At 40.3% G+C, this 12,864-nt stretch carries 13 protein-coding genes; 9 read left to right on the top strand and 4 right to left on the bottom strand.

The features are described from left to right. Positions 1–85: 85 nt before the first annotated feature. Positions 86–2,563 carry an ATP-dependent Clp protease ATP-binding subunit gene (locus NMG88_RS13895; RefSeq protein ID WP_254035537.1) on the bottom strand — a complete coding sequence of 826 codons (2,478 nt, stop codon included), beginning with the start codon at positions 2,561–2,563 and terminating at the stop codon, positions 86–88. Positions 2,564–3,046: 483 nt separating this feature from the next. Here NMG88_RS13895 and NMG88_RS13890 point away from each other — a divergent pair, with 483 nt between their 5' ends. The 5 genes from NMG88_RS13890 to NMG88_RS13870 all read left to right on the top strand — a co-directional run bounded on the left by NMG88_RS13890 (position 3,047) and on the right by NMG88_RS13870 (position 5,894). Continuing rightward, positions 3,047–3,730: a TerB family tellurite resistance protein gene (locus tag NMG88_RS13890; RefSeq protein ID WP_254035536.1), complete on the top strand. Its 684-nt coding sequence runs from the start codon at positions 3,047–3,049 to the stop codon at positions 3,728–3,730. Between the two features lie 10 nt (positions 3,731–3,740). Further along, a complete protein-coding gene (locus NMG88_RS13885) occupies positions 3,741–4,340 on the top strand; it encodes a GTPase domain-containing protein (protein WP_254035535.1) in 600 nt (199 codons plus the stop codon). A 172-nt stretch (positions 4,341–4,512) separates the two neighbouring features. Then, on the top strand, positions 4,513–5,370 hold the full coding sequence (locus NMG88_RS13880; protein WP_254035534.1) for a LeoA/HP0731 family dynamin-like GTPase: 858 nt from the start codon (positions 4,513–4,515) through the stop codon (positions 5,368–5,370). A gap of 35 nt (positions 5,371–5,405) precedes the next feature. Further along, entirely contained in the window at positions 5,406–5,603 is a 198-nt protein-coding gene (locus NMG88_RS13875; protein WP_254035533.1) for a hypothetical protein, read from the top strand. Between the two features lie 60 nt (positions 5,604–5,663). Continuing rightward, entirely contained in the window at positions 5,664–5,894 is a 231-nt protein-coding gene (locus NMG88_RS13870; protein ID WP_026788039.1) for a hypothetical protein, read from the top strand. A gap of 232 nt (positions 5,895–6,126) precedes the next feature. On the opposite strand, the gene NMG88_RS13865 is transcribed toward NMG88_RS13870, so the two are convergent. Beyond that, positions 6,127–7,536, bottom strand: a complete 1,410-nt coding sequence (locus NMG88_RS13865; protein ID WP_254035532.1) for an LCP family protein — start codon at positions 7,534–7,536, stop codon at positions 6,127–6,129. 115 nt (positions 7,537–7,651) lie between these two features. Further along, positions 7,652–8,026 (bottom strand): hypothetical protein, encoded by a 375-nt coding sequence (locus tag NMG88_RS13860; protein WP_026788037.1) that lies wholly within the window; start codon positions 8,024–8,026, stop codon positions 7,652–7,654. 124 nt (positions 8,027–8,150) lie between these two features. Between NMG88_RS13860 and rpe the strand changes: the two genes are divergently transcribed. The 4 genes from rpe (at position 8,151) to map (ending at position 11,346) form a co-directional block, all read left to right on the top strand. Beyond that, positions 8,151–8,852: a ribulose-phosphate 3-epimerase gene (rpe, locus tag NMG88_RS13855; protein ID WP_026788036.1), complete on the top strand. Its 702-nt coding sequence runs from the start codon at positions 8,151–8,153 to the stop codon at positions 8,850–8,852. A 285-nt stretch (positions 8,853–9,137) separates the two neighbouring features. Continuing rightward, entirely contained in the window at positions 9,138–9,929 is a 792-nt protein-coding gene (locus NMG88_RS13850) for a peptidoglycan-binding domain-containing protein (RefSeq protein ID WP_052369590.1), read from the top strand. A gap of 70 nt (positions 9,930–9,999) precedes the next feature. Next, positions 10,000–10,440 (top strand): GNAT family N-acetyltransferase, encoded by a 441-nt coding sequence (locus NMG88_RS13845; protein ID WP_227350741.1) that lies wholly within the window; start codon positions 10,000–10,002, stop codon positions 10,438–10,440. Between the two features lie 69 nt (positions 10,441–10,509). Next, a complete protein-coding gene (map, locus tag NMG88_RS13840; protein ID WP_026796673.1) occupies positions 10,510–11,346 on the top strand; it encodes a type I methionyl aminopeptidase in 837 nt (278 codons plus the stop codon). 238 nt (positions 11,347–11,584) lie between these two features. On the opposite strand, the gene NMG88_RS13835 is transcribed toward map, so the two are convergent. Beyond that, a complete protein-coding gene (locus NMG88_RS13835) occupies positions 11,585–12,808 on the bottom strand; it encodes a glycosyltransferase (protein WP_026788033.1) in 1,224 nt (407 codons plus the stop codon). Between the last annotated feature and the right edge of the window lie 56 nt (positions 12,809–12,864).

The raw sequence follows: 12,864 nt of genomic DNA, 5'->3' as shown, positions 1-12,864 counted from the left end.
TATTGATCTTCAACTAAGACAGTGAACTTAATATACAAAACCCGCCCTACCGGAGTAAGACGGGTTAGATAAGAATTAAAGTGAATTAGGAATTGGTAACGGCGTATTCATTAATAGAATTCGGGGCATGATCTCCGGGTGAAATTGTGACTTTCCCCTCTTGATCCACATCAATAAATGCCCGATCGCCATCCTTAATTGTTCCAGCTAATAAGGCTTCAGCTAAGGCATCTTCTAACAGATTCATTAAAGCCCGACGTAACGGTCTCGCCCCATATTTAGGATCAAAACCCACATTGACTAAATGATCTTTAAACCCTTCACTCACCGTTAAAGTAATATCCCTTTCCATTAACCTGGCTAGCAGATCTCGGAGTAAGATTTCGGCAATTTGTTTAACTTCAGATTTCAGCAATTGACGGAAGACAATAATTTCATCCAAACGGTTAAGAAATTCCGGCCGGAAATATTGCTTGAGTTCCTCATGGACTAAATTTTTAATCCGGTTATATTGCTGATCTGCTTCAGAAGCAGCACCCCATTCAAATCCTAAACCGCCGCCGCCTTTTTCAATCACCTTAGAACCCACGTTTGAGGTCATAATAATTAAGGTATTTTTGAAACTGACTGTGCGACCTTTAGCGTCGGTTAAACGACCATCTTCTAAGATTTGTAATAACAAATTGAAGACATCGGGATGGGCTTTTTCAATTTCGTCAAATAGCACCACCGTATAGGGACGACGACGGACAGCTTCAGTTAATTGCCCTCCTTCTTCATAGCCAACAAATCCTGGGGGAGAACCGATTAATTTAGACACCGTATGTCGTTCCATATATTCCGACATATCTAAGCGAATCATCGCTTCTTCTGCCCCAAAGAAATAGGTGGCTAGGGCTTTAGTTAATTCGGTTTTTCCGACTCCCGTGGGGCCAGAAAAAATGAAACTGGCAATGGGGCGATCGGGATTTTTTAATCCCACCCGGGCGCGACGAATAGCACGAGAAACGGCGCCAACCGCTTCATTTTGACCAATTAAACGTTCATGTAAGATATCTTCCAATTTCAATAATTTTACCGATTCCGATTCGGTTAATTTATTGACATTAATACCTGTCCAAGCCGCTAAAATTTCGGCAATATCGTCTTCAGTTACAACTAAACCCGTACCCGCTATATTGGTTTTTTCAGTGGGGGTTTCCAGTCTATCTTTGATTTCCAATTCGCGATCGCGCAGTTCACTAGCTTGATCGAAATCTTGGAGTTTGACCGCCGTTTCTTTTTCGCCAATAACTTTAGTTAATTCCCGTTTTAATTCCCGTAATTCGGGGGGAACTTTGGAATTCATCACCCGAACTCGCGAACCCGCTTCATCAATTAAATCAATGGCTTTATCGGGTAAAAAGCGATCGCTAATATAACGATCGGATAGGGTCGCCGCCGCGTATAATGCCTGATCGGAAATCGTTAATTGATGGTGTTGTTCATAAGCTCGACGCAGCCCGAACAGAATTTCCACGGTTTCTTCCACTGTGGGTTCACCGACCATCACGGGTTGGAACCGCCGTTCCAGGGCCGCATCCCGTTCAATATATTTGCGGTATTCATCCAGGGTCGTCGCCCCTAAGCATTGCAACTCACCCCGGGCGAGGGCGGGTTTGAGCATATTGGAGGCGTCCATAGTCCCTTCAATGGAACCCGCACCCACAATGGTATGAATTTCATCAATCACTAAAATGATATTTCCGGCGGTACGAATTTCTTCGACAATGGTTTTTAGGCGTTCTTCAAATTCCCCCCGAAAACGAGTTCCAGCAATTAAAGTTCCCATGCTCAAGCTGATCACTTGTTTGTTTTCCAGGACATCGGGAACATCGTTATTAACAATGCGTTGGGCTAAGCCTTCCGCAATGGCGGTTTTTCCGACGCCGGGTTCACCCACCAACACGGGGTTATTTTTGGTGCGGCGTCCCAGAATTTGAATTACCCGCTCAATTTCCCGTTGACGACCGATCATCGGGTCAAGTTTGCCTTCGGCGGCCAGTTGGGTGAGGTTTGTGCCAAATTCGTCCAGGGTGGCGGTTTTGGTGGACTTGCTGCGACTTCCTCCCCCCGGGGCGACGGTGGCTTCTTCTCCCAGGGATCGAATTACCTCAGTCCGCACTTGAGAACGGTCAACCCCCAGATTTTCTAGGACTTTTGATGCCACTCCTTCGTTGTCTTGGAGTAATCCGAGTAAGATATGTTCGGGGCCGATATAGTTATTGCCCATTTGTCGCGCTTCTTTCATCGCGGTTTCAAAGATGCGTTTGGCCCTGGGGGTAAAGGGAATTTCCACGGGCAGGAAACCTGACCCACGACCAATAATTGCCTCAACTTCTTTTTGGACTTCACGGAGGGCTAACCCTTGCGCCTTCAAGGTTTTGGCAGCAACACTGGTTCCTTCACTCATCAAGCCCACAAGAATTTGTTCTGTTCCTACAAAGTTATGTCCCAGGCGTCGGGCTTCTTCCTGAGCTAACATCACCGCCTTAATTGCCTTATCCGAGAAGTATTCAAACATTTTTTATGCTCACTCCCTTATGACGTTTATTTTTATGGGGTTGTCATCCCTGGTGGGGGACGATGATAGGTTTTAATGTCCCGATGTAAATTTTTATTGAGATACTACAACCTAATGTAACGTTATTGCGGTAAATGTGCAGTGAGGACACCCGTAATTTTGATATGGGGTTGCCATTGCTCCCTCGGATCGATACAGGATTGCGAACTTTGACTTGGGTAGGCCCTTGATTTTGATCCTCTCAGGCGGATATGTCCTAACGGATAGTTAAGCAAGTTCGGGGGTGGGTCAGGAATTATGCGATCGCTAATCTCATTTTAATTCTTTATTATTCTTTTTAGGTAAGGGAGGTAAAGGTGCAAAAGCTCCCGCAGCCCATTAAGGTAAGGATTTGAAAAATTTTCTTTCTGTTGTATAATTCAAAACGTTAAGACTGCTCCACATCTTCTGCGCTTTTCCATTCGTCCAGTCCTAACCTAAATTATGTCTAATTATTCCCCAGTCGTTGACCCGTCCCTCGACTATCAGTTTTTGCTGGTGACTCACATGGTCTGTGCTGATCAACAGATTCACAGTGAAGAATCCAAAACACTTCATGAACTTGCAGTTGAAGTTCAGATCGGAGAACGCACGATCGCAGAAATGGAAAAAATATTAGGTCAAGAGGACGATCAGCTATCGGTTGAGGAGATCGCAAAGCAGATCCTACCCGGTCAGCAACAAGAAGCGATGAACCAAATTTTAGCGCTCGCTTATGTCGATGGATTTTGTTCTGTGTTGGAGCGAAAAATGGCGCAACAGGTCGCTCAACTTTGGAATTGGCCAGAGGGAGAAGTTCAGAAACAATTAATCGAAGCGGGTGCATTTTCCGATACTCATTCAATTATTGGTAGTGAGAAGCAAGAACTTTCAATGGGAGCGCGTTTACTGAAAAAAGCGGGTACTTTTCTATCCCAATCACTCATTGATAATTTAGCTAAATTTGTAGGGAAAACCGAAAAAGTTGAGCAACTACGACAGGAAATTTTATTATCCGGCCCAGAATATGATCAAGCAATTCGTCAATGTGCTGCTATTGCAGAAGAAGATTATAAATATGCGGATTTGGCATTAGTGAAAACTGACTCGGCTTTAAAAAATTTACAGAAAAGCATTAAATTACTTTAGTATTGCTTTTATGGGTCGAACCAAAGCCGGAAAAACGACACTTCACGCTATTATTACTAATGATGGGTGGAATGCAATCGGGGTCGGAAAACAACGAACAACCCGATTTAATCGTATTTATGAATGGAAAAATATCAGAATTATTGATACCCCTGGAATTGGTGCGCCTGGAGGGAAAAGCGATGAAGAAATTACTGAAAGTATCATTGATGAATCAGATATTATTTGTTATGTTGTTACCGATGATAGTATTCAAGAAAGCGAATTTCATTTTTTACGACTTTTAAAAGAAAAAGCCAAGCCTTTAATTATTCTATTGAACGTTCACAAAAACTTTAAAGACTCAAAACGTGGCCCTTATGAATTAGATAAATTTCTCAAAGATCCTAATAAACTGTTTGCTCTGGAAGGTCAAAGTGGTTTAAGAGGACATATTGATCGAATTCAACGTTATGCTCAAGAATATTATGCCAATGATTACTTTGATATTATTCCTGTAATGTTATTGGCGGCTCAAATGTCGCGTGAACCTGAACATCAGCATCATCAAGATCAGCTTTTTCAAGCCAGTAAAATCCAAAACTTTTTAGACTCAATCTGCTTTTGTTAAATTCGATACTCCCATTCGGATTGCTTTAGGTTTTGTTGATGAAGCGGAATTAATTTTTACTCGAAATTCTCCTGAAGATAATGCTTTTTTAGAGATTTTAACTCGTCTTTCCCGTGTTCTTCGTAAAGAACGCAGTCGTTTACAAACGAAAGTTAAAAATATTGCTTTGAAAATGTCCTCACAAATTGTCAAACAAGGAACCGTTTTAGCAAATGCGGTAGGAACAGATGAAGATTTTGCTCTCTTAAATCAACAAAGTGAACTGAATGTTAAAAAACATTATGAAACAGCCGAAGCCGAATTACAAAATGTTATTAATGCTGCGGTAGAGGATGTTCGTCAAGAATTTGAAGCCATTTTTCAGGATAATTTAGTTCAGTCTTTTGTTGCTTGCCTCGACAAAAATCAAACAGTTTCGGCTAATAATGTTAGTGCAGGCATAGATATGGAACGTTTAAAAGGTCAAGTCACCTGGATTAAAGCGATTGGCGAAACCGCAGGAGTAGAAGTTTCTAAACTGGCTACCAACAATTTACTAAAAACTGGAGGACAAGGCTTTTTACATTCTATAGATGTAGCGGGTAGTAGTTTGCATCAAGCTGTTTTAGAAGTTGGCAAATTTGTCGGATTTAAGTTTAAACCTTGGCAAGCAGTGGGAATTGCTAAAGATATTGGAAATGTTGCTAGTTTTTTAGGCCCTATTCTTGCAGTTGTTTCTGTTGGTGTTGACTTGGTAGAAATGCAAAAAGAGAATCAACGTCAACAACAAATGGCTGATAGTCGCAGAAATATTACGAGCCAGTTTCAAGTCATTGCTAAAGATTTAGAAGATCAAATCTTGCAGCAAGAGAAGGATTTTGAGCAGGAAGTTTATGAAGAAATTGACAAGAAAATAGCTCAAGCCCGCCAAGACCAACAAGAGGCGATAGCAGCTTCTAATACTGGGTTGCAAAAACTTATAAAAATCCGCAATAATTTAGGAAAAATCCTTGATTATATTAGCCGAATCAGCAACAATTCAGATGCTTAAATTATAAGAGCGATCGCTTTTCTAAACTTATGTAAATGGAAATATTAAAACAACTGATAAAAGAAAGCATTCGAGAAGTTCTTAGAGAAGAACGTTTCTCGTTAATGCAAGTTTTAATCCCTGATGTCAGTGATCAAGAGATGAAAGAAATTAGTAAAAAATTTTATTCGCCTGAAAAATATGATGAACATGATTCTGTAGATATGACAAATTGGGTGAATAATGAAAATTAGTGCGATCGCATTCTTCAAAAAAATTATATAATAGATAATAAGCTAATTCAAAAGCACTTTATGAATGTTACTGATATTCGCAATCAAGTTAAACAGTATGTTGATCAGCTATCTCCAGAAAAACTCGTGGTAGCTGCGGATTTTTTATCGTATTTAGCAGAACGAGAAAGTCAAGAAGCAACAGAAGAATTACTTAAAATTCCTGGGTTTAAAGAATCTTTTGAAAAAGGCAAGGAAGATGTTTTAGAAGATAGATTGATTTCTGTTGATAAACTAAAACGGAAATATTAATTTTATGTATGAAATTGTTATTAATCGTGAAGCTCAGGACTTTTTTGAAGAAACATCTGCTTCCCTTCAGAAAAAGTTAGATCGCTGTTTTCATACAATTAAAATTACCCCTCGTTAGAAACCGGGTTTCTTAACAAATATTGATTTAATCCAATCAATCTTAATTAGAAACCCGGTTTCTTGAGCGTAATTTTGAAACTATTAAGAGGGTTTGCAGACCAAACCCCTATAATCATTTTTTTGTTGAATTAGGAGTTAATTCAAGCCCTGGAGAGGCAGCAGGACTAGGTTGACTGTATTTTTTTAACCAATCTTTCCCCACTTGAATTGTTAAGTCAGATTCTAAAAATCCCGTACTTTCGACGACAACCTTACCAAAACCCAGGGATTTTTGTAAAGATTCAGCGCTCTTAATATCACCATCCTGAGCAACAATTTTAGTTTCTTCTAAGGGTTCTGTCCAAGGTTTAGAAATTTTTACGTTCCAAAAACCCCCATCATTTAAAGTGCCAACTAATTTATCAATCGCCTCAGAACTATCATTACTATCTTGAATAGCAATTCTTAAATCTTTGGGATCAATATTATCAAATTTCCAAACATCCTGACCAAAATCAAAATGTTGAGCTACTACATTTTCTAAGCGGGCTGCATCGGGTAACCAATAGCTGGCTCGATATTCTTTCGGGTCACTAAATTGACCGGGAACCATCAACATTTGTACATTTTCCCGTTTAATATTAGTGGCAAAATCAACCAAGGCAACTAATTCTTCCAAACTTAAATTAGTATCAATATGAGATTGAACAATTGACATAACTTGAGGCAGTTTGGAAATGGTACTCACATTTAATGACTGTTCCATGAACGCCCGAATTAGCATTTGTTGACGTTGTACCCGTCCGATATCACCTAAAGCATCATAACGAAACCGTAAAAACTGTAAGGCTTGCGCTCCATTTAGGTGTTGTTCCCCTTGTTTTAAATTAATATAGAGATGTTGGCTATCATCTTGATATTTCATATCTTTGGGGACGTAAATACTCACGCCTCCCATCGCATCAATTAATTTTTCTACCCCTTGGACATTCACTCGCACATAACGGTCTATTCCCACACCGCCTAATAATTCACTGGTGGCTTTTGCACTTAACGCCGGGCCGCCATAATAATTGGCATCATTAATTTTAGTCATTCCCCGACCCTCTACATACGTCCGAGTGTCACGGGGAATGGATAATACTTTTAACTGTTTATTAGCCGGATCAAAACGGATCAATAGCATTGTATCCGATAACCCCTTAAAGGAATCCACCAAAGCATGGTATCCGACTTCCGGGTGGGAATCATCTTCTAAATCTGAGGTTAAAACCTTCACCCCCATCACCAGAATATTCACCGGGCGGGTTAATTCTGGCAGTCTCATGTTGGTAGTAGCCATTTGACCTTGAGAAAAAACCGCCGCTTCTTCGGGGGTTAATTTTTGCTGTAATAGGGGTGTTGTCGATAGAGACACGGCTAATAAAGCTCCGGCGGTGGCCGAAATCATGGCGACTCCAGCTAAACCTAAACCCAGTCCTAACCATCGTCCGGGACTAGATTGAGCTAATTTCCTGAGATTGGGTTTGGACGGGTTTGGCAATGGTTTTTGACTCTGATATCTTGGTGCTGACACGGACTTCCTCACACACTTAATAAATAATTTTTAGAGATAATACACTGATGGTAAAATCGGGGATGCTTTTAGAACCAACCTATTATGGCAGATGTTTGCCTAATCCTTGTTCAGCAATTTGGCTAATCCCAGGAAGCCATATCGGTTGACGTTTCCAGACTTTAATCATTAAGCCTAAACTGACAATAAAATAACTGGTTGTCAATAGACTACTGGTTAATAACATCGGCAAGGCGATCGATTCCGCACTATTGGCTCCAGTTTCTAACAATATCAGTGCTGTTAACCAACTGAACGCTAACACAATCACTAATCGACTGGCGGCTTGTTGTTGTTTTGTGCCTGACCGTCGATATAATGTCCACAATGCCGGGAAGAAACCCAATATCGGAATTAAATAAACAAACAACTGTAACCTTTCATGTTCAGGATTCTCATAGATGTGATTGGTTTTCATAGGAAAAAAATAAAGTAAGCACCGAAAACAGAAAATATTTTCTCAACCTCTAAAACCAGCCAACTCAATACCCCAATTCTGATACAATGGTGACAACTTGAGATGCAGGAGAACAGATTATCCCATGACCGCAACCCAGAAACCGATTGTTATTTCCCCCTCTATATTATCAGCAGATTTTAGTCGTCTTGGTGAAGAAATTCGGGCAGTGGATGAAGCTGGCGCCGATTGGATTCATGTTGATGTGATGGATGGTCGCTTCGTTCCCAATATTACTATTGGGCCATTAATTGTGGAAGCTATTCGTCCGGTGACAAAAAAACCTCTGGATGTCCACTTAATGATTGTGGAACCGGAAAAATATGTCGAAGGTTTTGCTAAAGCTGGCGCTGATATTATTTCGGTTCACGCCGAACACAATGCTTCTCCCCACTTACATCGAACCCTTGGCCAAATTCGAGAACTGGGTAAACAAGCGGGTGTGGTTTTGAATCCTTCTACTCCCTTAGAATTAATTGAATATGTCTTAGAGCTTTGTGACTTGGTGTTAATTATGAGTGTTAACCCTGGTTTTGGCGGACAGAAGTTTATCCCCGGAATTGTGCCGAAAATTCGCGCCTTACGTCAAATGTGCGACGAACGGGGTTTAAATCCTTGGATTGAAGTTGATGGCGGTCTGAAAGGGGATAATACTTGGCAAGTGTTGGAAGCCGGGGCTAACGCCATTGTTGCGGGTTCTGCGGTGTTCAATGCTCCTGATTATGCTAAAGCTATTGAAGGAATTCGCCATAGTAAACGCCCTACTCCTGAGTTAGCAACAGTCTAATATTCCATCATGAAATGTTGGCTACAGATTCCTCCCGTAGAGACGTTGAATGCAACGTCTCTACACCGTGGGTAGAGGGATAATCTGTAGCATCTATAATTGGATTTCATTAATCTGAGTTTGATCGGATTTTTCTATATTATTACCCCCCTTGATGATCGAGAGGGCTAATTTTATGTAAAAATTTAACAACTTACTCTTTTCTTCATCGCCTCCTGATGCTAAGATTCAATTCAGAAACTTGAATTTAGTAAAGTTAAACTTTATAAAAATAGGGTAAAAGCCATGGGGATTAAAACTGCTATTATTGCCGGCTTGTTTTCTTTAGTTCTTCCTGTATTTGTTCCCGTTGCTTTCGCAACATCGAATTCTGGTTCAGGAATCACAGAATCCTGGCAGGAATACGGTAATTCCGGGGTAAACTCAAGCGTTACAGACGCAGAAACAGCCAGACGGGAACTGTTTTCTCAACCCTTTTATCAACCTGAAACTCAACCCCCTCGCCATCGGGAACGGGTATTATCCCAAGGCACTCAAGGCTCCCAAGTCACGGGGTTACAACAACGCTTAAAAGCCCATGGGTTCACCCCAGGTAAAATTGATAGTGTTTTTGGCCCTCGGACAACGGCATCGGTGCAGGCGTTTCAGCAGGCTAAAGGATTAGAAGTGACCGGGGTTGTAGACCGCGACACCTGGCAAGCTTTATCGGCGGAGCCTCAAGTTGCTAGTTCGGTTACAGTTAAAGAGGATACTGTTTTATCCAGAGGTTCCCGGGGAACGGACGTTCGTATATTACAGGAACGTTTGGAGGCGAAAGGATATAATCCTGGCCGAATTGATGGGATTTTGGGTTCTCGCACCCTGGCCGCACTGCATGAATTTCAAATTGCCCAAGGCTTAGAAACCAGTAATCAAGTTAATCAAACAACTTGGACAGCTTTAAATAGTGAATCGTCGCTTCCCGAAACGCCCACTCGTTTAACAGAAGAAAATCCTAATTTAACTGAAAACGAAAACACAGATTTAGGGAGTAGTTCTGAAGAAAAGGTCTTCAATTTAGACGGGTTCACGAACTAAATATCATTACCGCCCCCAGAGACGCGCCTTTGCACGTCTCTTTTTTTCTCTTTGAAGATCGAGGAGAATTGTGTCAATACGATTAGAAATTAAACGGGTAACATCTAGCGATTTAGATTTATTAAACCAATTATATACAGAAATGGATGGAGAATTGCCTATGTCTCTATTGGAGGTTGAACAAATTTTTGAGCAAATTCAGCAAGTTCCCAACTACAATATTTATATTGCATGGCTAAACAATGAACCAGTCGGTACATTCAGCTTATTATTTATTCCCATGATTTTGCATCACAGCAAATCTGCGGTTATTGATGCCGTGATTGTCACTTGTGGTTATAGAAATCAAGGAATAGGTAAAGCCATGATGCACGAAGCCCTCAAACTCAGCCGCGAGGCGGGATGCTATAAAGCCATGCTTTCGTCTAATTTAAAACGGACTAACGCCCATCAATTCTATAAGTCTTTAGGGTTTAAACAGCAGGGTTGGAGTTTTAGTCTGGAACTGTAACCCAAAACTTGAAATTTTAGGGTAATTTATTAAAGGTATTTTCTCTGAACACACTTAACTCCGAACACGATGAATATTCTTGCTGATTTTCTATCTAAACCGACTCAAACTAATTCCCCTCAAGTTAAAAAAAGTGGCAGAGGAATCTATATTAAATCACCTCAAGAAATAGAAACTATGCGACAAGCTGCAAAAATTGTGGCTACGGTATTAAAAGAAATTTCCCAACGGGTTCAACCAGGGATGACTACGGCGGATTTAGATGCTTATGCAGAAAAACGGATTCGGGAAATGGGAGCAACCCCAAGTTTTAAAGGATATCATGGATTTCCGGCTTCTATTTGTGCTTCGATTAATAATGAAGTGGTTCATGGTATTCCTAACCGTCGCAAGGTGATTCGTACCGGGGATGTTTTAAAAGTTGATACCGGGGCTTATTATCAAGAATTTCATGGGGATTCTTGTATTACAATTGGGGTGGGTGAAGTTTCTCCAGAGGCAAAAAAATTAATTAAAGTGGCTGAAGAAGCCTTATATAAAGGCATTGAACAGGTCAAAGCGGGAGCTTATTTACTCGATATTGCTGGGGCGGTTCAAGACTATACAGAAGCCAATGGTTATAAAATCGTAGAAGAATTTACAGGTCATGGAGTGGGAAGAAATCTACACGAAGAACCCTCGGTTTTTAATGCTCGTACCCATTCTTTACCCAATGTTAAATTGAAAGCGGGAATGACTTTAGCCATTGAACCGATTCTGAATGCAGGTTCTCGATTTACTAAAATTTTATCGGATAAATGGACAGCCGTAACCATTGATAATGCCTTATCTGCTCAATTTGAACATACGGTTTTAGTCACCGAAACCGGCTATGAAATTTTAACAGATCGCTCTAGTATCAGTTAACAGTCATCAGTCATCAGTCATCAGTCATCAGTTATAGCAACCGCCAAGGCAGTTAAGACACCAGACGGATCTTGGAACCCAGACGGTAAAGTGTTTCCCCCTGTTCCGGTGTTCCCTGTTCTCGTTCGACAAGCTCACGACGCAGCCTGTTCCCTGCTATATCAGTTTGTTGATTGACTCTAGTAATTCTTAATTCTTAATTCTTAATTCCCCCAATGATTCGGATTCAAACAGTTAACTATTCTGAAATTTTTTGTTCCCAAATATCAACTAAATTTTTAATTACTACATCCCAACTATAATTACCGACGGATTTCATTCCTTGATTTCCTAGGGTTTTTCTTAATAGAGGATCTTCGATTAATTGCTTTAATTTGTGTGTAAAATCTTCTGGATCTTGAGGAGTATATAAAAATCCATTTTCCCCATCTATAACATTTTCAACTAACCCTCCCGCCCGGGGAGCTAATACGGGAATACCGGACGCAAAAGCCTCTAATACGGTTAATCCTCTCGATTCCCGTTCCGAGGTGGTAATATGAATATCACTATTAGCATAAACCGCCGGAACTTGGTCATAGGCTACCCGACCCAGGAAATAGACATGACGGGTAAATTTTGTTAAACCTGCGATGATTTCGTCCTGCATTTGTCCATCCCCAATAATAATAAAACCGACTTTTTCTAAATCAATTTTTTCTGCAACTTTTGCCATGGTTTTTAAAGTAAAATTCCAACCTTTATCGGGGGTTAGACGACCGACAAAAATCAATTTAGTTAAACGATCTAATTCGGGTAAATTATAATATTTTTTAAAAAAATCTTCTTCTTTTAAATTAGGGTTAAAGCGTTGGGCATCAAATCCGGCTAAATTCTCATAAACCGCATTATGAATTGACATTTGGGGGGCGAGTTGATAGGTGATTTTACTGGTAAATAAGGTGACATCATAGCCATTATAAATCCAAGCAAAAATCCTTCTAAAAATTTCTCTAATGATTTCTACCGCAAATTTAGGTAAGGGAATATAATCTTCAGCGTAGGATAAAAACCAAGTTCTAAAAAACGCAATACAGGGAATATTTGCTTTTTTAGCATAGTCTATTCCAGCCCGTCTAAAAAATCCAAAAAATAGCCTTTCTGGTTCATCAACATGAACTAAATCGGGCTGAAATTTTTCTAATTCTTTTAATAAAATAGAATAGGATTTAATAGAAGGGTTACGTTCAAAATCTAATCCTAAAAATGGCGTACTAGGTAAATTATAAACTCGCACACCTGGTAAAATATTGCCGCTATATTCTCGCCAATTGGGATAAACACTTTCAATGGTGCTATAGTCGGGACAAAAAAATAAAACCTCATGTCCCCATTGACTTAACTTCTGGAGTCGCATCATCGCACTAACCGTAACCCCATCAATCACGGGGAAAAAACCAGAGGAAATAATGGCAATTTTCATACTAAACTGTACCTTGATCGTAGTGAGTCCTTTAGGACTCTATGTAGTGAGTCCTT

It is taken from the genome of Planktothrix agardhii (genome assembly GCF_904830935.1).
In the GTDB taxonomy this organism is placed as follows: Bacteria; Cyanobacteriota; Cyanobacteriia; order Cyanobacteriales; family Microcoleaceae; genus Planktothrix; species Planktothrix agardhii.
The sequence above is the reverse complement of the archived record's forward strand: the minus strand, read 5'-3'. Positions and strand labels throughout refer to the sequence as shown.

Bases quoted from the DNA above. Each gene is read 5' to 3' on its own strand.
- NMG88_RS13835 (WP_026788033.1), bottom strand. From the start codon at position 12,808: ATGAAAATTGCCATTATTTCCTCTGGTTTTTTCCCCGTGATTGATGGG.
- NMG88_RS13850 (WP_052369590.1), top strand. From the start codon at position 9,138: ATGGGGATTAAAACTGCTATTATTGCCGGCTTGTTTTCTTTAGTTCTT.
- NMG88_RS13890 (WP_254035536.1), top strand. From the start codon at position 3,047: ATGTCTAATTATTCCCCAGTCGTTGACCCGTCCCTCGACTATCAGTTT.
- NMG88_RS13860 (WP_026788037.1), bottom strand. From the start codon at position 8,026: ATGAAAACCAATCACATCTATGAGAATCCTGAACATGAAAGGTTACAG.
- NMG88_RS13895 (WP_254035537.1), bottom strand. From the start codon at position 2,563: ATGTTTGAATACTTCTCGGATAAGGCAATTAAGGCGGTGATGTTAGCT.
- NMG88_RS13885 (WP_254035535.1), top strand. From the start codon at position 3,741: ATGGGTCGAACCAAAGCCGGAAAAACGACACTTCACGCTATTATTACT.
- NMG88_RS13880 (WP_254035534.1), top strand. From the start codon at position 4,513: ATGTCCTCACAAATTGTCAAACAAGGAACCGTTTTAGCAAATGCGGTA.
- NMG88_RS13875 (WP_254035533.1), top strand. From the start codon at position 5,406: ATGGAAATATTAAAACAACTGATAAAAGAAAGCATTCGAGAAGTTCTT.
- NMG88_RS13870 (WP_026788039.1), top strand. From the start codon at position 5,664: ATGAATGTTACTGATATTCGCAATCAAGTTAAACAGTATGTTGATCAG.
- rpe (WP_026788036.1), top strand. From the start codon at position 8,151: ATGACCGCAACCCAGAAACCGATTGTTATTTCCCCCTCTATATTATCA.
- map (WP_026796673.1), top strand. From the start codon at position 10,510: ATGAATATTCTTGCTGATTTTCTATCTAAACCGACTCAAACTAATTCC.